This is a genomic window from Streptococcus sp. 449_SSPC (genome assembly GCF_001073005.1).
GTDB classification, from domain to species: domain Bacteria; phylum Bacillota; class Bacilli; order Lactobacillales; family Streptococcaceae; genus Streptococcus; species Streptococcus salivarius_F.
In genome coordinates this window covers 1-17,822 of sequence record NZ_JVGR01000009.1, presented here as the reverse complement: position 1 = coordinate 17,822, position 17,822 = coordinate 1, and the positions used below count along the sequence as shown (strand labels likewise).

Sequence of the window (17,822 nt, the reverse complement as noted above, 5' to 3'; positions counted from 1 at the left end):
GGTCTACCGCTGGGCAAACGCCTAGCGGGAACACTCATCATAAAAATGGGAATAAATAAGCATGTAACGCTTGTTTACGAAAGGTAATACTGTTATTTTTCGTAAGCAGGCGTTTTTTTGGGCTATAAATCGTCTGAATATTTTGATATAATGAAATAAGCTTATTTCAAAAAGGGGGACATTATTTTGACAACAGCCAAGGAACTGCTTAAGCAAAGGTATTATGAGCCAATTAAGGAGCAACCGGAATTATTTGTGGGGATTGAGTTGGAATACCCAGTTGTTAATTTGAGTGGTAATGCTACAGATGTCTCTCTTACAAAACAGTTACTACTCTATCTCTTGGATAATTTTGATTTTCAAGCTGATAAGTATGATTCTGATAACAATCCTATTCAGCTTATCGATAAAGCTTCTGGAGACATGATTCTTTTTGAAGTCTCCTACAATACGATTGAGTTTGCTTTTGCAAAGGCTGAAAGAATCTCTGAGGTTGAGGAACGTTTGGATACTTACCTTGGTATAATCCAACCTTATCTGCAGAATCATAATCATGAGTTGCAAGGTTGGGGAGTGAATCAGAACTGGGCAAAAAATGATAACAGACCTGTTAAATCTCCTCGTTATGAGATGCTTATGGATTTTCTCGAGCTATCTAAAGCAAAGAAGGATCCTTTCTTTCATGACTATCCAGAATATGGTTCCTTCATCTGTGGGAGTCAGGTACAGTTAGATGTTTCAAAAACGTCCTATTTAAGGGTCTTAAATGCTTTTAATCAAATAGAGGGACCCAAGGCAGTTTTATTGGCAAACTCTGATTTTTGGGGTTCTGATTGGGATTTAGCGCTTTCTCGTGATGTTTTCTGGGAGAATTCCATGCATGGTGTGTTTGAGGAAAATGCAGGGGTATTTCCCAAGATGTTTAAGAGCGAAGATGACTATTTTTCTTACTTGTCTGAGACAGCTATTTTTACTGCTAAGCGTGGTGATGAAACCTACTATTTTGAACCAATACGTGCTAAAGACTATCTAAGTACGCCATCTGTCAAAGCACACTCTATTCATGGCGAAGTAGTCACTATTGAGCCAAGTGAGGAAGATTTTAAGACTCACCGTTCTTATCAATTCCAAGATTTAACGACGCGAGGGACTATTGAGTTTCGCAGTGTTTGTACCCAACCTTTCTCATCAACCTTTGCTCCGGCAGCCTTTCACCTTGGTCTTTTAGTCAATTTGGAAAATCTGGAAAATATTTTGAATGACTCACCTTTTTTTGAAGCATTTGACTATGATTTTCCTAGAATTCGTCGTTTATATTCGAAAAAGGATATTTCTGATACAGACCTCAAAATGATTTTACCTTTGACAGAATCGCTATTGTCTTGTGCTGAGGATGGCTTAAAATCGCGTGGTTTTGGAGAAGAAGTCTACTTAGCGCCCCTTAGAGAGAGATTAGATAGGCTGAATAAGAGTTTGGTTTAACCTTTGATATAAGATATAATAGATAACTTTTGCTAAAAAATTTAAAAAAAGGCAAAAAAGTATTGACGTCAGCAAACAATAAATGGTATTATATAGTAGTTGTTTCGAAAGAGACAAGAGAAAGTTATAAAAAAACTTTCAAAAAGGTATTGACACAAGTTGTCAATCTTGATATAATAACTAATGTTGTTAGCGGAAATGGCGGAATTGGCAGACGCGCAGGACTAAGGATCCTGTGACCGCTTTAGGTCGTGAGGGTTCAAGTCCCTCTTTCCGCAGAGTAACCAGTCAGATGACTGGTTTTTTTGTATTAAAAAATCAAAACGCTTACAAATTGTAGAAAAGCTAGTTTTTTGAGTCTAATTGTGATAGAATAAACTTGTAAACGGGTTCAAACCCAAAAAAATATAGGAGGCCTTTATAATGGCAATCGTTTCAGCAGAAAAATTTGTCCAAGCAGCTCGTGATAATGGTTACGCAGTTGGTGGATTTAACACAAACAACCTTGAGTGGACTCAAGCTATCTTGCGTGCAGCAGAAGCTAAACAAGCTCCAGTACTTATCCAAACTTCTATGGGTGCAGCTAAGTACATGGGTGGTTACAAATTGTGTAAAGTTCTCATCGAAGAATTGGTTGAATCAATGGGTATCACTGTACCAGTTGCTATTCACCTTGACCACGGTCACTACAATGATGCTTTGGAATGTATCCGTGTAGGTTACACTTCAGTTATGTTTGACGGTTCACACCTTCCAGTTGAAGAAAACCTTGAAAAAGCAGCTAAAGTTGTTGAATTTGCACACGCTAACGGTGTATCAGTTGAAGCTGAAGTTGGTACAATCGGTGGTGAAGAAGATGGTATCATCGGTGATGGTGAATTGGCACCAATCGAAGATGCTAAAGCTATGGTTGCAACTGGTATCGACTTCCTTGCAGCAGGTATCGGTAACATCCACGGTCCTTACCCAGAAAACTGGAGCGGACTTCACCTTGACCACTTGCAAAAATTGACAGAAGCTGTTCCTAACTTCCCAATCGTATTGCACGGTGGATCAGGTATTCCTGACGATCAAATCCAAGCAGCTATCAAACTTGGTGTTGCTAAAGTTAACGTTAACACTGAGTGTCAAATCGCATTTGCTAACGCAACACGTAAATTTGTTGCTGAATACGAAGCAAATGAAGCAGAATACGACAAGAAGAAACTCTTCGACCCACGTAAATTCTTGAAACCAGGTTTCGAAGCTATTACAGAAGCTGTTGAAGAACGTATCGACGTATTCGGTTCAGCAAACAAAGCTTAATTGAAAAAAAGAACAAGGTCTTTTCTGGATCTTGTTTTTTTGTACCCAATAAATAGTTAGTGTCTGCGAATCAATCTGTGATTGGGAGCAAACAAAGCTTAATTAGACTATATAAGCTTGAAAATAAAGGGTTTGTCCAATATGGACAAGCCTTTTTCTTATGTTTTGCCACATATTTGCCACACTTATTGTGTAAGGGTATCAAGGATAGGTATAATTTGATCCTTTGTTTTTTTAGTGATATGCAAATAAATTTCTGTTACTCGACTACCTCTAGAATGTCCAACACGATCTTGAATAGCCTCTAAAGGTACTCCTTGTTCAGCCAAGAAGCTGATATGCGTGTGTCGGAAGATATGAGTTGTAATATGTTTCTTGAAACTAAGCTTATTGTCAATATCGATTCCTGCCCGTCTCGGGTTTCCATTGCGGTTTAGTTTACCATTTTCTGAAGAGTTGAGGAAGTTGTTTAATACACTGTAATGAAGAGGAGTACCATTGTAATCAGGTTTATGGATGCTCTTAGAGGTGAAAATCCATCCATTATCTTTATAATCAGGATTGAATCTTATATGTTGGTGATTTAACTCAATTTCCTCTTTAAGAATTTTTATAGCCCTTTTAGATAATTGGACATTTCGGTAACTTTGTAAGTTTTTAACATTACCTTCATAGCTATCTTCTGAGGCCCCTCCATGAGTAGCACGAGTTCTAATAACTGAGGCTATATTTTTATTAAAATCAATAGCTTCCTCCTTTAAACCGAGTACCTCACCAATACGCATTCCGGTTAGTGCTTGAAATTCAAAAATACGTGCATACTGTTCATTATACTTACGAACAATGGATAATACTTCTTTGAGTTCCCAAGATTCAAGATATTGATCTTCTATATCCGATTTCTTTAAACGTTCTAATTCATCAGAAAGCCCTTTCTTACCAATTGTTATATAAGGCATGGGATTTTGGTCAGGAGAAATATAATCATGAAGAATGGCAAACTTATAGATTGATGTTAAATCAGATTTCACACCTTGTGCGAGTCTTTTATGGTTTCCTATAGGATAAAGATTATCAAGTAAGTTTTTTATTAAACTAGATGGAATATTTTTTAAAATCGAATCCTTAGGGATTTGCTTAGTAATATGGTTACGGTATCTACCATCTTCACCTGCTAATGTTTTAGGAGCAACTAGTTGTCTTTCAACTCGTTCATTATGCCATTCGTTCCAGACCTCATCAAGCGTGATATCTGATTTTTCTAGAAGAATTGTTCTAGTCAGCTCTTCATAAACTTTATTGGCCTTCTCTTGAAGTTCTTTATGGATAATAGCTTTAATTTGCGGAGACAGTTTTATTTTTCCTGTGGTATCCTTTTTATTGACGATAGTGTACCAATCAGATAGAATTTCTCTGCGTTTATCTGTTAACGGGTTATTGAAGTAGGTTCTAAATTTTACTTCAATATATCCAGTTTTATCAGCAAGTCTCGTTGATTTTTGAGTAATGTTAGCTATTTTTACTTGTTCCATTATCCAAACTCCTTAAATCGTTTATCTTGCCTATAACGTAGGAAATTTAAGAACCCCTCAAAGTTAATCCAAACAGTTCTATGACCTGAATTAATCACATAGACTTTGAATTGGGGATTCAGTCTCATCTCAGTTAGCAGATTGTTTAAAGTCTTCAATTTTAATCCTTCAAACCTTTTCATCAATGCTAACTTATCTCCCCATTCAGCTTCACAGTTTTCAACTGGTACATATTTTAATTTTATCATCAGTTTTCCTTTCTAGTGTTCATAGTGTTTGTTGGTTTTGAGGAGTCTTAAGATAGCCTTCCCACGATCAGTGATTTCACCGCTATTTTGAATCATCTTCATGTATTCTGTTTGCATGATTTTGTCTGCTTCAGAAACGAGTGCAAGAGAGTTTGCGACTTGATAGGTTAACCAGCGAATGGTCCGTTCGATACTGTAGGGTTGTGGACTGGTTGAGAGTTTTAAGGGTTCGACCCCTCCAAAGAGACTTTGCCATTTTTCATCAGGCTTATAGGCTCCAAAACGAGTGACACCATCATAGACTTGGATTTCCTTGTTCACGATACCTCTTGCGATTTCTCCGAGGTCCACACCGTTGATGTATTCCTCCACAACCCCTTGGGCTTTTTGGTCTGAAAAGCGTAGCTCGTAGCGGTTCCAGATACCAAAAATCTCCAAGGACTCTTCCAAGGAGATATTTTCCATACGAGCGATTTCGTATCGTTTTTCATAAAAGTTGAAGTAGAGCTGACTTTGACGGCTCCCAAAGTAAAGGGACAGACCGTGATTGGCTTCCATATCGTCGTTATCGGTGAAGGAACCCCCACCTGTGATATTCCATTTTCGAATGGTATCTAGGACAATTTCTTTGGCGTAGAGCTTACCAATGAGCTTGGGAATCTGGATATGTTCATCCTCGTGCCCATAGCCTTTATAGAGCTCGTCTAGGGCGATATCAAGGCGTTTTACCCTGACATCTTCGTAGGCATAGAGAATGTTTTGAAGAAAGGTTTGCCAAGAAATTCCCTTGTGTTCTAAGAGGAGTTCCATCTCCCGACAGCCTTGACCAGAGAGTTGAAGACACGTTTGGTAGTTATTAGTCACAGACTTATCAAAGAAATCGAAAATCCAAATGTTTCCCCGTTGCCACAAGTGGGTATAATTCATAAGCCGTGTTTCTTGGTCAGTAAATTCGCTTAAGTGACAAAAAAGAAAGTTCTCACAGAAAGCTTCTAAATCTCGCAAACTAGGGAAGGTTAGTCGCAAGTAGTCGATGTGAGCCCTGAGATTGTTTTTGTGACACTCTTGATAGTAACCAAGTTTTTCTTTGAGTTCTCGAAACTTGTCAATGGTGAGGCCTCTTTCCCCTGATTCATAGGAGCGGTAAGTTCTTATGGGTAAGTTAACGGCTTGTGCAAAGGCTTTTTGGTTGAGGCCTGTTTGTTTTCTGAAGTTTTTGATCTGAAAGGGACTCATTTTAGTCATTCATGGGAACACCTCCTTTTGACTAAGTGACACACTTTTTGGACAAAAGTGACACACTTTCTAAATCCTGAAATCCCAACTCCCACAAGGAATGAGGAGGGGTGGACGTGGCACTTTTGCCAAATGTAACCCCCCTATTAGAAATCGGGGGTTGAAGTCTCATCATGGCCTAGGAACTTCGGGCTACGGTCTGCGCCTGACCTGTGGTCAGGCTTGCCCTTGCCCTTGTCCTAGCCCATGATGACCAAGCGTCGCTTCAACGGCTTTGGGATAAGATTTGCGTCCTCCCTCCTCAAAGTGGATGAGAATTTCAAGAAGAAGTTCTTCTTGAAAAGGGTCGACTAGGATGGGAGATTCGGTTCGTTTAAAAACAATCCCTTGTTCTTGTAAGAGATAAATGATCTTTCGAAGTGTCGCCATTTTGAAGTCTTGTTCCTCCGCAAATTCCTTGAGAGGTCGTAAATTGGCTTCAGTGTTTAGAGCTTCTTCCTCCTCTATTGGTTCAATCGGTTCTGGTTGTTGGTGGTCTTCTCCAAAGCCCTCAAATTCTTCTAGGTTAAGATAGCAATAATTTCCAATCGCTAACAAAGAAGGGAACCACCAGATAAACCAGGTGATTCCCCTAATTATCCTTCTTGTTGTCTAGAGGTTTATTTTCCTTGATGGGTGTTCCTCCGCTTTTTTTCTTGATTTTAGAAGCAAATAGCTTGTAAATATCATTTCGGTTGACGTGAGTGTGGGTGATGACAATATCTTCTAGCTCTACCTCTTCTCGGTATTTAATCCCTAGGTCTTCGATTTCAGACTGAGCCATATCAGCAATGGTGAAAAAGAGGGTTTCATGTTGGACAGAAGAATGAATCGCCACCACAATCCCACGGATTTCACCTGTATTGATTTGGACGAAAGAGCCGTCAGGGTTTCGTTGGGTACGATCTTCTTCATAGATGATATCAGGGCCTTCAATTCCACGGAAAGATAGCTTTCCAAGGACTTCTGGCACGTTTAGACCATCTGTAATGACACGATAGGTCTTGTCCGCAATTTGTAGTTTTTCTCCGTAGTTTAATCCAATTTTAGCCATAGGTCTATTCTCCTTTACTTTCTTATTTTTTAAGTACTAACTTTTCCGCAAAGACATTGAGGGCTGGGGCAACGGAGTTGCCGTTTAGAGCTGTATCTGAGAGAAAAATCGGGTTGATAGCTTCTACGAGAGCATCTTCTGGGAAGACCGTTGTCGAAGCAGGGGTAATAACATGAAAAGCTCCGTGCTTCTCGCTATTAAGAATATGGCGTTGGTATTTGCCTTCTTTTCCAAAGATAAAGCGAGGGGCATTCCCTAATTTTTCGTAGTAGGCAGGGCCAATAAAGTCTGGTTTCATGACAAGTGTTTCTGGAATCATAGAATTTTCCTTTCTAATTTTAAGCAAAAGAAAAAGAGTTAAGCCAGTTGCTTCACTCTTGAATAGTAGTGTGTGAAAAGTTTACGTTTAAACTGTCGACTATAGAATTGAATATCACCGCTAGGATAGCTGTTTTTACGAGCTTCTTGGATTATATAATCTAGGTCAAGAAGAGCTTGGGTATAGAGTTTAGCTTGTAGTTTAGGCGAGTAGCTAAACATACCGTAAGTGAATTCATAGTTATTGTATAGGCGTTTACATTGTAATGCGAAAAAAGTTAGTCATAATTTCTCCTTTATTGTAAGCGTAAAAAAGCTACTAAGATATAAGGAAGACTTAGTAGCTTGAGAGTAAGTCCATCTAGAAAAGATAGACAGCAGCAAAGAAAAGTTGTTTGGTTGGAAAGATCCCTCTTTCCACGGTGGTAACGTTTAGCAAGGTGCTTTGCGTTAATTACCATCGCTTTCCCGGCCAATCTCTTTAGGTAGTCATTGTCATACCCTAGGGATTCTCTTACGCAATCTTGCGCAACCAGTTCACTTTACTATTCGGCAAAAGTGCTAATCGTCCGAAATGCGTGGAAGCCCACAAAATACTTATTTTAACTCTTCACTTCAACCATCAACGGACTTGACTTTACTTATCAAAACAATTACAATAAAGGTACGAAGTTTAGTGTAGTTTGATAGTCAGTCCTCTGGTTGTCAGACGCACTTTTTGTTTAGTTGTCAATGATCAAAACCTTCTAAAATAAGGTTATTATTTATAGAGGTTGTATACTCTATTGAATATATTTACATTATATACTCGAATGAGTATATTGTCAAGAAATTGTTGCAAAATATTTTTAGATTTTTTGAGGATAGCAAAATGGGATTTCCAGAGCGATTAAAAGAACTACGTTTAAAAAAAGGATTAACACAAAAAGAAGTTGCGGAAGAATTTGGTATTAAACAACCTAACTATCAGCAATGGGAGAGCGGTAAAAGAAGACCATCATCTGAAACTTTAGAGAAATTCGCAAATTTTTTTGGAGTTACGATGGACTACCTTGCAGGGAATGATGAAGATTTAGATAATGTAGAACTTCTTTTTCGTATGAATTCAAAAGGTCTAACGGAGGAAGAAAGAGAAATATTCAAAAAAGAGTTAATTGAATTTATGGAAGAACGAAAAAAAGCATTTGGTAAATAGTTTTTAGATTCGATGACTGTTCTCTTTTATAATAACGTAGTGATTTAAATATTGAAATAGTATTTTTGCAGATAACTATGGATTCAACTAAAGATAGTAGAAGTTATTAGTTTATTTTTAGAGTAAAGCAAAGAAATGAAAGACGTAGGGATATTTGAATATAGTCACTATTATTAAACCTAGAAGGAAAATAAAAATAGGGGAAAGCCAGTATTCTCCTCTCATAGTTTTAATATGATTAGCAAAAAAACGCTTGAAATCAGCGTTTTTTTCTTTTGTATTAATTCGAAATGGCCCCTTATTTTGCCTAAGTAGATGAAGGAGTATGATATTTCATAATCTTAGATCTATTTGAAGTCATGATTAATATCAAATAGGCCAAGAACTAAATCTCGAAGTTCACTTGCACTAAAGACCTCATAAGCAGGCATTTCTTCTTTCTCTTTTGCTATCTGTCTGTTTCGATGGTTGAACCAGATAGGGTGCCATCCAGCGTTATAACTTCCTTCGATATCGTTGATAAAGGTATCCCCAATGTATAGGCTTTCTGAAGGTGAGAAATTTAACTTTTTGGCAGTATAGTCAAAGATTTCTTGCTGTGGTTTGCTATACCCTGTGGTCTGACTAATAATGATATTTTCCTTTTTAAAAAATTGATAGGCACCAATGAGTTTAAGTTTTCGACTCTGTAAGTCAACAGGACCGTTGGTTAGGATACCGATTGGGATCTGATTTTCATGTAGTGCCTGCAATAGTTGACGTATTTCAGGAATCATCGTAATCTGATCGAGTTCATATTCATAGTCAGCTTGGAAGTCTAGAGCTTCTGTCCTAGATATACTATCGATGCCAAATTCTTCCATAGTCTTCTGACAGCGAAAAATTCTAAGCTCCTCAATACTGATGAGTTTTTTCGTGTATTTAGGAAAAGCAACATCAGACCAATATCTGAAACGTTTGTAAATGTTATCTATTTGTTGGATATCAATCGTTGGAAAACATTTCTCAACGCTACGTTTAAAGGGGAGTTGATGGTCATAAAGAGTGTCATCAAGGTCAAAAACAATATTTTTATAAGTCATAATTCTAGTCCGCTTTTAAAATAGTAGTGTACTGGCTAAATTCCTCTAAGTGTTGAGGGCTAATCTGATTATCTGTAATGATGGTATCGAGTTGATCTAGATTATAGAAGTTAAAGAAATCGTATCGATCGAATTTAGTACTGTCTACTAATAAGAATTTTTCTACAGCATTGTTTAGGGCAAGTTGTTGAATCACACCTTCCTTGTCACTATATGTAGCAATAGAATTGTGGGTAACAGCATTTGCACTAACAAAAGCTTTGGCAAATCTCATTGCTTTTAAATTTGTCGAAGCCATTGAACCTACAAAAGCTCCAGTTACTTCTCTATATTCACCGCCAAGAAGCAATAAATCAATGGTTTCGCTATCATTTAGAATCAAGAACACAGGGAGACTATTTGTAATGACACGAATTTTATAACCTTTACGACCTTTCAATTCTAATGCCAGTTGTTCAAGTGTAGTTCCGGGTCCAATAAAAATAGTATCGCCATCTTTGATTAAAGAGCAGGCTTTTTTAGCAATGTCAATTTTTTCTTTTGTATTTAGACTTTTCTTCTCGATATGTGTCTTTTCAAGTGGCTTTTTAGAGGAAAGCAGTTGTGCACCACCATGAGTACGTGTTAAAAGTCCATCAGCTTCTAGAGCATCAAGGTCTCTACGGGCTGTCATATCGGAAATATCTAGTTCATCTATTATTTCTTTTATGGTTATGGTCCCGTCAATCTTTAACATATCTAAAATTTTTTCTAATCGTCGTTTTTTGTTCATATGAAGACTCTTCTTTCATAAAGTAATTTTTTTCCAAAGATAATTCTCCTTTAATTGTATCATAAAAGACAATTTTTTCAAGACAAAACAAACAAAAAACAAACAAAAAATAAACAAAAAGTGTTGCTTTTTGTTTAGATGTTTGATATTATATAAACAAAGAAATGATGAAAACGTTATTTCGAACATTTTGCAAAATATTTTCTACTTCTACGTAGCATTTCTTTCTAAAATTTAGGAGGTAGTCAAAATGGCTATTGTTGTTGGTGCAGATCTCAAAGGTACGAGATTAAAAGATGTTGTGAAAAATTTTCTTGTAGAAGAAGGTTTTGAGGTAATTGATGTGACTAAGGACGGACAAGATTTTGTTGATGTTACCTTGGCAGTTGCCTCTGAAGTAAATAAAGATGAGCAAAACTTAGGTATTGTAATTGATGCTTATGGAGCTGGTCCATTCATGGTAGCAACTAAAATTAAAGGTATGGTTGCAGCAGAAGTTTCAGATGAACGCTCAGCTTATATGACACGTGGACATAACAATTCACGAATGATTACGGTTGGCGCTGAAATCGTCGGTGATGAGCTTGCTAAAAACATCGCTAAAGGTTTCGTCAATGGTAAATATGATGGCGGACGTCATCAAATCCGAGTAGATATGCTTAACAAGATGTGTTAAGAAAAGGAGTTAAGGAATGAGAATCGCAATTGGATGTGACCACATTGTCACAGATGAAAAAATGGCAGTATCAGAATTCTTGAAATCAAAAGGACATGAGGTTCTTGATTTCGGGACATATGACCACGTACGCACTCACTACCCTATCTATGGTAAAAAAGTCGGTGAAGCAGTAGTAAGTGGTCAAGCAGACTTGGGAGTATGTATCTGTGGTACAGGTGTCGGCATTAACAATGCAGTCAATAAAGTTCCAGGTGTTCGCTCAGCGTTGGTTCGTGATATGACATCAGCTATATATGCAAAAGAAGAGTTAAATGCGAATGTTATCGGTTTCGGTGGAATGATTACTGGTGGTCTTCTTATGAATGACATCATTGAAGCTTTCATTGAAGCAGAGTACAAGCCAACAGAAGAAAATAAAAAATTGATTGCAAAAATCGAACACGTTGAAACTCATAATGCACATCAAGCAGATGAAGATTTCTTTACAGAATTCCTTGAAAAATGGGACCGTGGTGAGTATCACGACTAGATAATAGATCTATAAATCTCGTAATCAGATAAAATAATTAGTTGAAAATTTTTACGTATTAACTAGAGATATTCATCTTGTAAAAGAACTTAGTAAGAAAAGTATAAAAGAGGTATTTAAAAAATGGGACTTACAGAACAGAAACGCAAGTATTTGGAAAAGCTTTCAGACGAAAATGGTATTATCTCAGCTTTGGCATTTGACCAACGTGGTGCTTTGAAACGTTTGATGGCACAATATCAAGATGCAGAGCCAACTGTAGCTCAAATGGAAGAACTGAAGGTTTTGGTTGCTGATGAACTTACAAAATATGCATCATCAATGTTGCTTGATCCTGAATACGGACTTCCAGCAACAAAAGCATTGGATAAAGAAGCTGGTCTTCTTCTTGCCTATGAAAAAACAGGTTATGATACATCAAGTACAAAACGTTTGCCTGACTGCTTGGATGTTTGGTCTGCAAAACGTATCAAAGAGCAAGGCGCTGATGCCGTTAAGTTCTTGCTTTACTATGATGTAGACAGCTCAGATGAACTTAACCAACAAAAACAAGCTTATATTGAACGTGTTGGTTCTGAATGTGTTGCTGAAGATATTCCTTTCTTCTTGGAAATCCTTGCATATGATGAAGAAATCTCAGATGCAGGTTCTGTTGAATATGCAAAAGTGAAACCTCGCAAAGTCATTGAAGCGATGAAAGTTTTCTCTGATCCACGCTTTAACATTGATGTTCTTAAAGTAGAAGTACCAGTTAACGTTAAATATGTCGAAGGTTTTGCTGATGGTGAAGTGGTTTACAGTAAAGCTGAAGCTGCTGACTTCTTTAAAGCACAAGAAGAAGCGACTAACCTTCCATACATCTACCTAAGTGCAGGTGTATCTGCTAAATTGTTCCAAGAAACATTGCAATTTGCTCACGACTCAGGTGCCAAGTTTAATGGTGTGCTTTGTGGACGTGCTACTTGGGCAGGATCTGTAGAACCTTACATCAAAGAAGGTGAAAAAGCAGCACGTGAATGGTTGCGTACTACTGGATTCGAAAATATTGATGAACTTAACAAAGTTCTTGTTAAAACAGCTAGTCCATGGACTGATAAAGTATAGTAAAAACATAAAACGGAGGATATTGTTATGAACAGAGAAGAGATGACTCTCTTAGGGTTTGAAATTGTTGCTTATGCTGGAGATGCTCGCTCTAAACTTTTAGAAGCGCTTAAAGCAGCTGAAAATGGTGATTTCGCTAAGGCAGATAGTCTTGTAGTAGAAGCAGGAAGCTGTATTGCAGAGGCTCACAATTCTCAGACAGCTATGTTGGCTCGAGAAGCTTCTGGGGAGGAACTTCCATACAGCGTTACCATGATGCATGGTCAGGACCACTTAATGACTACTGTCTTATTAAAAGATGTGATTCATCACCTCATCGAACTTTATAAAAGAGGAGCAAAATAATGCATAAACTCATTGAACTTATTGAGAAAGGGAAACCATTCTTTGAGAAAATCTCTAGAAACATCTATCTTCGTGCTATTCGTGATGGATTTATCGCTGGTATGCCAGTCATCCTTTTCTCATCTATCTTTATCCTTATTGCCTATGTCCCAAATGCTTGGGGATTCCACTGGTCAAAAGACATTGAGACCTTCTTGATGACTCCTTATAGCTATTCGATGGGTATCCTAGCATTCTTTGTTGGTGGTACTACCGCTAAAGCTTTGACGGATTCGATGAACCGTGACCTACCTGCGACTAATCAGATTAACTTCTTGTCTACAATGCTAGCGTCTATGGTTGGTTTCCTTTTGATGGCAGCTGAACCTGCTAAAGAAGGAGGCTTCTTGACAGCCTTCATGGGTACAAAAGGTCTCTTGACAGCATTTATCGCAGCCTTTGTGACAGTTAATGTTTATAAAGTCTGTGTAAAAAATAATGTTACCATTCGTATGCCTGAAGAGGTTCCACCAAATATCTCTCAAGTATTTAAGGACTTGATTCCGTTCACCGTCTCAGTTGTTCTCCTTTATGGACTTGAACTCCTTGTTAAGGGAACTCTTGGTGTAACTGTTGCAGAATCAATTGGTACACTTCTTGCTCCTCTTTTCTCAGCTGCAGATGGTTACCTTGGAATTACTCTTATCTTTGGTGCTTATGCTTTCTTCTGGTTTGTTGGTATCCACGGTCCTTCAATCGTTGAACCAGCAATCGCCGCTATCACTTACGCCAATATCGATGCAAACTTGCATCTTATCCAAGCTGGACAACATGCAGATAAAGTTATCACTTCTGGCACTCAAATGTTCATTGTTACCATGGGTGGTACAGGGGCTACATTGATTGTTCCATTCTTGTTCATGTGGATTTGTAAATCAGAACGTAACCGTGCTATCGGACGTGCCTCAGTTGTTCCAACATTCTTTGGGGTAAATGAGCCAATCTTGTTTGGTGCACCAATCGTTTTGAATCCGATTTTCTTCGTACCGTTCATTTTCGCTCCAATTATAAATGTTTGGATCTTCAAATTCTTCGTTGATACGTTGAACATGAACTCATTCTCTGCCAACCTTCCATGGGTTACTCCTGGTCCGTTGGGAATTGTACTCGGTACTAACTTCCAAGTTCTATCATTTATCTTAGCTGGACTTTTGGTAGTTGTTGATACTCTTATTTACTACCCATTTGTTAAGGTATACGATGAACAAATTCTTGAAGAAGAACGTTCTGGTAAAACAAACGATGCTCTTAAAGAAAAAGTAGCTGCAAACTTCAATACTGCTAAAGCTGATGCCGTTCTTGGAAAAGCTGGTGTTGAAAAAGAAGATGTAGCAGCAAACAATAATATCACAAAAGAAACTAATGTCCTTGTTCTTTGTGCAGGTGGAGGTACAAGTGGATTGCTTGCCAACGCCTTGAACAAAGCAGCAGCAGAATACAATGTTCCAGTCAAAGCGGCAGCGGGTGGTTACGGTGCTCACCGTGAAATGTTGCCAGAGTTTGACTTGGTTATCTTGGCTCCACAGGTCGCTTCAAACTTCGATGATATGAAGGCTGAAACAGATAAATTGGGCATTAAACTTGCAAAAACTGAAGGAGCTCAATATATCAAATTGACACGTGATGGACAAGGTGCTCTTGCATTTGTTCAACAACAGTTTGATTAATAAATTTGTAAAAGTTATTTGAGACGAGATCATTCTTTCAGTTCCTTATAATATTGTTAACCATATCATTTCATTTCCTTGGTTTTCGGAACTCATAATATCGTCTCAAATGCTTTTTTTGAAAGGATTTATAGTTATGACTAAAACACTTCCTAAAGATTTTATTTTTGGTGGTGCTACAGCTGCTTATCAAGCAGAAGGTGCAACTCACACAGATGGTAAGGGCCCAGTAGCATGGGATAAGTATCTTGAAGATAATTATTGGTATACAGCAGAGCCTGCAAGTGATTTTTACCATAAATACCCAGTTGATTTAGAATTAGCTGAAGAATATGGTGTTAATGGCATTCGTATTTCTATTGCCTGGTCTCGTATTTTCCCAACGGGCTACGGCGAAGTAAACGAAAAAGGTGTTGAATTCTACCATAAACTATTTGCTGAATGCCACAAGCGTCATGTTGAACCATTTGTGACTTTGCATCATTTTGACACACCAGAAGCTCTTCATTCTAATGGAGATTTCTTAAACCGCGAAAATATTGAACACTTTGTAGATTATGCCGCTTTCTGTTTTGAAGAGTTTCCAGAAGTAAACTACTGGACAACTTTCAATGAAATTGGCCCAATTGGTGATGGTCAATACTTGGTTGGTAAATTCCCTCCAGGCATTCAATATGATCTTGCCAAAGTCTTCCAATCCCACCACAACATGATGGTCTCTCATGCACGTGCTGTAAAATTGTATAAGGATAAAGGTTATAAAGGTGAAATTGGTGTTGTTCATGCTTTACCAACTAAATACCCTTATGATCCGGAAAATCCAGCAGATGTTCGTGCTGCTGAACTTGAAGACATCATCCATAACAAATTTATCTTGGATGCAACATACCTTGGACGCTATTCAGATAAAACGATGGAAGGTGTCAACCATATTCTAGCTGAAAATGGTGGAGAACTTGATCTTCGTGATGAAGACTTCCAAGCACTTGAAGCAGCTAAAGATTTGAACGATTTCCTTGGTATCAACTATTACATGAGTGATTGGATGCAAGCCTTTGATGGTGAAACTGAAATCATTCACAATGGTAAGGGTGAAAAAGGAAGCTCTAAGTACCAAATTAAAGGTGTTGGTCGCCGAGTAGCCCCTGACTATGTTCCACGTACAGACTGGGATTGGATTATTTATCCTGAAGGTTTGTATGACCAAATCATGCGAGTGAAAAATGATTATCCAAATTACAAGAAGATTTATATCACTGAAAACGGTCTTGGATACAAAGATGAGTTTGTAGATAATACTGTTTATGATGATGGTCGTATTGATTACGTGAAGCAACACTTGGAAGTTTTATCAGACGCGATTGCGGATGGTGCAAATGTTAAAGGTTACTTCATTTGGTCACTTATGGACGTTTTCTCATGGTCAAATGGTTATGAAAAACGTTATGGATTGTTCTATGTGGACTTTGATACGCAAGAACGCTATCCTAAGAAATCAGCACATTGGTATAAGAAAGTATCAGAAACTCAAGTGATAGAGTAATATCACCTGAGAATGTAATAATTGTTATCCGATTTTTAGATCAGACTTTGAAAAGGTATATATTATTAATTTCGAAGATTGTCCTATAATTCCTGAGCTTGAAGCTACCTCACTACTAAAATGTAGTAAATGGTATGTTTCACCTGGAAAAGAGTGGACTTGCCATTCTGATTTAGCATTATCCGAATTTGAATGGGAAGTTTTACAATTACTCGATGTAGCAATATGTGAGACTGTTCACTTCGAGGTAGATTATTTGCCTTTCCAATAACAAAAAGAAAGGAATTGACTGTGACTATCGAATTAAAAAACGAGTATCTTACGGTTCAGTTTAAAACACTTGGTGGTCAACTGACTTCGATTAAAGACAAAGATGGGTTAGAATATCTCTGGCAATCTGATCCAGAGTATTGGAATGGGCAGGCACCTATTCTATTTCCTATCTGTGGTAGTTTACGTAATGATTGGGCTATTTATAGACCTCAAGAAAGACCCTTTTTTACAGGTCTAATTCGTAGACATGGTTTTGTTCGAAAAGAAGAATTTACTCTTGAAGAAGTTAATGAAAATAGCGTGACTTTCAGTATTAAACCAAATGCTGAGATGCTTGATAATTACCTTTATCAGTTTGAACTAAGAGTTGTTTATACCTTGAATGGTAAATCAATTAGAACCGAATTTCAGGTAACGAATTTGGAAATGGAAAAAACAATGCCTTACTTTATTGGAGCCCATCCAGCATTCAATTGTCCTTTAGTAGAAGGTGAAAACTATGAGGATTATTATATTGAATTTAGTGAGGTTGAGTCTTGCTCGATACCAAAGAGTTTTCCTGAGACAGGATTATTAGATTTGCAAGATCGGACACCTTTTTTGGAAAATCAAAAGATTCTCGATTTGGACTACTCACTTTTTTCCCATGATGCCATTACACTTGACCAGCTCAAGTCTCGTAGCGTAACGCTTCGGTCAAGGAAGTCTGGTAAAGGTCTTCGAGTAGATTTTGATGATTTTCCGAACTTGATTCTGTGGTCTACAACAAATAAAAGTCCATTCATTGCTTTGGAACCTTGGAGTGGTCTCTCCACTTCACTTGAAGAAGGTAATTTCTTAGAAGATAAAAGACAGGTAACGAAAATTTCACCTCAAGAAACTTCTAGAAAAATCTATGATATTACTATCCTTAATTAAAATTTGTTATTATTTGAGTCTTCAATAAGATTTGAATACTCTTACCTTGTGATGATAGATTGGTCTTCTCCGTGCCAGTCTTACATCACAAGGTTTTTGAGTTTTTTGTGGGTCTATGTCAACTGTAGTGGGTGACGAAAAGCTAATATCTAAAGACAGTCTGGTAGTAAAAAAATAAGATTATTTACTACTTCTTGATTTAAAATAATAGTGGAGCCATTAATTTGTGGCAAATTCAATTTAATATTTTGCCTCAAATTAGCCACACTTTTTATAGAATTAAGAGGAATAATGAAGTTCTCTTCCTATTAATATTGTTGTTTGAAATCTTAAATATAGCGTTTTACGGCGTAATGGGAAGTATGGTGAATAAATCAACTATGTTCAGCAAACAAAGCTTAGTTGAAAAAAAGAACAAGGTCTTTTCTGGATCTTGTTTTTTTGTACCCAATAAATAGTTAG

Annotated in this window: 18 protein-coding genes, 1 tRNA gene and 1 pseudogene; 12 read left to right on the top strand and 8 right to left on the bottom strand. The window is 37.5% G+C overall.

The window, feature by feature from the left end:
* The first annotated feature begins 186 nt into the window (after positions 1-186).
* The 3 genes from ADH51_RS01870 (at position 187) to ADH51_RS01860 (ending at position 2,787) form a co-directional block, all read left to right on the top strand.
* Positions 187-1,482 carry a glutamyl-tRNA synthetase gene (locus ADH51_RS01870; protein ID WP_048674100.1) on the top strand — a complete coding sequence of 432 codons (1,296 nt, stop codon included), beginning with the start codon at positions 187-189 and terminating at the stop codon, positions 1,480-1,482.
* A 192-nt stretch (positions 1,483-1,674) separates the two neighbouring features.
* Positions 1,675-1,760, top strand: a tRNA-Leu gene (locus tag ADH51_RS01865).
* Between the two features lie 145 nt (positions 1,761-1,905).
* Complete coding sequence (locus ADH51_RS01860; protein ID WP_002887043.1) at positions 1,906-2,787, top strand: class II fructose-bisphosphate aldolase; 882 nt, start codon at positions 1,906-1,908, stop codon at positions 2,785-2,787.
* 185 nt (positions 2,788-2,972) lie between these two features.
* Here ADH51_RS01860 and ADH51_RS10195 read toward each other — a convergent pair whose 3' ends face one another.
* The 6 genes and pseudogenes from ADH51_RS10195 to ADH51_RS01830 form a co-directional block, all read right to left on the bottom strand.
* Positions 2,973-4,319, bottom strand: coding sequence for a tyrosine-type recombinase/integrase (locus ADH51_RS10195; protein ID WP_048674098.1), 1,347 nt, complete (start codon positions 4,317-4,319; stop codon positions 2,973-2,975).
* Entirely contained in the window at positions 4,319-4,567 is a 249-nt protein-coding gene (locus tag ADH51_RS01850) for a DNA-binding protein (RefSeq protein WP_392391878.1), read from the bottom strand. Before ADH51_RS01850 ends, ADH51_RS10195 begins: the two co-directional genes overlap by 1 nt.
* Before the next feature lie 12 nt (positions 4,568-4,579).
* Positions 4,580-5,812 (bottom strand): replication initiation factor domain-containing protein, encoded by a 1,233-nt coding sequence (locus ADH51_RS01845; RefSeq protein ID WP_048674096.1) that lies wholly within the window; start codon positions 5,810-5,812, stop codon positions 4,580-4,582.
* Positions 5,813-6,019: 207 nt separating this feature from the next.
* Positions 6,020-6,364 (bottom strand): annotated as a pseudogene (locus tag ADH51_RS01840) (cell division protein FtsK); the annotation flags it as partial.
* 70 nt (positions 6,365-6,434) lie between these two features.
* A complete protein-coding gene (locus ADH51_RS01835; protein ID WP_048674092.1) occupies positions 6,435-6,896 on the bottom strand; it encodes a hypothetical protein in 462 nt (153 codons plus the stop codon).
* A gap of 22 nt (positions 6,897-6,918) precedes the next feature.
* A complete protein-coding gene (locus ADH51_RS01830) occupies positions 6,919-7,215 on the bottom strand; it encodes a hypothetical protein (protein WP_002948327.1) in 297 nt (98 codons plus the stop codon).
* Between the two features lie 870 nt (positions 7,216-8,085).
* Between ADH51_RS01830 and ADH51_RS01825 the strand changes: the two genes are divergently transcribed.
* Positions 8,086-8,409, top strand: a complete 324-nt coding sequence (locus ADH51_RS01825) for a helix-turn-helix domain-containing protein (protein ID WP_048674089.1) — start codon at positions 8,086-8,088, stop codon at positions 8,407-8,409.
* A gap of 347 nt (positions 8,410-8,756) precedes the next feature.
* Here the strand turns inward: ADH51_RS01825 and ADH51_RS01820 are convergent, their stop codons facing one another.
* Positions 8,757-9,491: an HAD family hydrolase gene (locus tag ADH51_RS01820; protein ID WP_048674087.1), complete on the bottom strand. Its 735-nt coding sequence runs from the start codon at positions 9,489-9,491 to the stop codon at positions 8,757-8,759.
* A 4-nt stretch (positions 9,492-9,495) separates the two neighbouring features.
* Positions 9,496-10,263, bottom strand: a complete 768-nt coding sequence (locus tag ADH51_RS01815) for a DeoR/GlpR family DNA-binding transcription regulator (RefSeq protein WP_048674085.1) — start codon at positions 10,261-10,263, stop codon at positions 9,496-9,498.
* A gap of 250 nt (positions 10,264-10,513) precedes the next feature.
* Here ADH51_RS01815 and lacA point away from each other — a divergent pair, with 250 nt between their 5' ends.
* The 8 genes from lacA (at position 10,514) to ADH51_RS01780 (ending at position 17,360) form a co-directional block, all read left to right on the top strand.
* The gene (gene lacA / locus ADH51_RS01810; RefSeq protein WP_002290555.1) at positions 10,514-10,939 is read left to right on the top strand and encodes a galactose-6-phosphate isomerase subunit LacA; all 426 of its coding nucleotides are present in this window, start codon (positions 10,514-10,516) and stop codon (positions 10,937-10,939) included.
* 16 nt (positions 10,940-10,955) lie between these two features.
* On the top strand, positions 10,956-11,471 hold the full coding sequence (gene lacB / locus ADH51_RS01805; RefSeq protein ID WP_002889666.1) for a galactose-6-phosphate isomerase subunit LacB: 516 nt from the start codon (positions 10,956-10,958) through the stop codon (positions 11,469-11,471).
* Between the two features lie 123 nt (positions 11,472-11,594).
* Positions 11,595-12,575, top strand: coding sequence for a tagatose-bisphosphate aldolase (gene lacD / locus ADH51_RS01800; RefSeq protein ID WP_048674083.1), 981 nt, complete (start codon positions 11,595-11,597; stop codon positions 12,573-12,575).
* Positions 12,576-12,602: 27 nt separating this feature from the next.
* Positions 12,603-12,920, top strand: coding sequence for a PTS lactose/cellobiose transporter subunit IIA (locus tag ADH51_RS01795; protein ID WP_002290550.1), 318 nt, complete (start codon positions 12,603-12,605; stop codon positions 12,918-12,920).
* Positions 12,920-14,626 (top strand): lactose-specific PTS transporter subunit EIIC, encoded by a 1,707-nt coding sequence (locus tag ADH51_RS01790; protein WP_048674081.1) that lies wholly within the window; start codon positions 12,920-12,922, stop codon positions 14,624-14,626. Before ADH51_RS01795 ends, ADH51_RS01790 begins: the two co-directional genes overlap by 1 nt.
* A 136-nt stretch (positions 14,627-14,762) precedes the next feature.
* Positions 14,763-16,169, top strand: a complete 1,407-nt coding sequence (lacG, locus tag ADH51_RS01785; protein WP_048674079.1) for a 6-phospho-beta-galactosidase — start codon at positions 14,763-14,765, stop codon at positions 16,167-16,169.
* Between the two features lie 31 nt (positions 16,170-16,200).
* Complete coding sequence (locus tag ADH51_RS09745) at positions 16,201-16,440, top strand: DUF3884 family protein (RefSeq protein WP_082160347.1); 240 nt, start codon at positions 16,201-16,203, stop codon at positions 16,438-16,440.
* A gap of 20 nt (positions 16,441-16,460) precedes the next feature.
* On the top strand, positions 16,461-17,360 hold the full coding sequence (locus ADH51_RS01780; protein WP_048674077.1) for an aldose 1-epimerase family protein: 900 nt from the start codon (positions 16,461-16,463) through the stop codon (positions 17,358-17,360).
* The last annotated feature ends 462 nt before the right edge of the window (positions 17,361-17,822 follow it).

Excerpts from the sequence above, each read along its gene's own strand:
- ADH51_RS01850 (WP_392391878.1), bottom strand. The coding sequence starts at position 4,567 with ATGATAAAATTAAAATATGTACCAGTTGAAAACTGTGAAGCTGAATGG.
- ADH51_RS01845 (WP_048674096.1), bottom strand. The coding sequence starts at position 5,812 with ATGACTAAAATGAGTCCCTTTCAGATCAAAAACTTCAGAAAACAAACA.
- ADH51_RS01825 (WP_048674089.1), top strand. The coding sequence starts at position 8,086 with ATGGGATTTCCAGAGCGATTAAAAGAACTACGTTTAAAAAAAGGATTA.
- lacG (WP_048674079.1), top strand. The coding sequence starts at position 14,763 with ATGACTAAAACACTTCCTAAAGATTTTATTTTTGGTGGTGCTACAGCT.
- ADH51_RS01835 (WP_048674092.1), bottom strand. The coding sequence starts at position 6,896 with ATGGCTAAAATTGGATTAAACTACGGAGAAAAACTACAAATTGCGGAC.
- ADH51_RS01815 (WP_048674085.1), bottom strand. The coding sequence starts at position 10,263 with ATGAACAAAAAACGACGATTAGAAAAAATTTTAGATATGTTAAAGATT.
- ADH51_RS01860 (WP_002887043.1), top strand. The coding sequence starts at position 1,906 with ATGGCAATCGTTTCAGCAGAAAAATTTGTCCAAGCAGCTCGTGATAAT.
- lacD (WP_048674083.1), top strand. The coding sequence starts at position 11,595 with ATGGGACTTACAGAACAGAAACGCAAGTATTTGGAAAAGCTTTCAGAC.
- ADH51_RS01830 (WP_002948327.1), bottom strand. The coding sequence starts at position 7,215 with ATGATTCCAGAAACACTTGTCATGAAACCAGACTTTATTGGCCCTGCC.
- ADH51_RS01790 (WP_048674081.1), top strand. The coding sequence starts at position 12,920 with ATGCATAAACTCATTGAACTTATTGAGAAAGGGAAACCATTCTTTGAG.
- lacA (WP_002290555.1), top strand. The coding sequence starts at position 10,514 with ATGGCTATTGTTGTTGGTGCAGATCTCAAAGGTACGAGATTAAAAGAT.
- ADH51_RS10195 (WP_048674098.1), bottom strand. The coding sequence starts at position 4,319 with ATGGAACAAGTAAAAATAGCTAACATTACTCAAAAATCAACGAGACTT.
- ADH51_RS01795 (WP_002290550.1), top strand. The coding sequence starts at position 12,603 with ATGAACAGAGAAGAGATGACTCTCTTAGGGTTTGAAATTGTTGCTTAT.
- lacB (WP_002889666.1), top strand. The coding sequence starts at position 10,956 with ATGAGAATCGCAATTGGATGTGACCACATTGTCACAGATGAAAAAATG.
- ADH51_RS01820 (WP_048674087.1), bottom strand. The coding sequence starts at position 9,491 with ATGACTTATAAAAATATTGTTTTTGACCTTGATGACACTCTTTATGAC.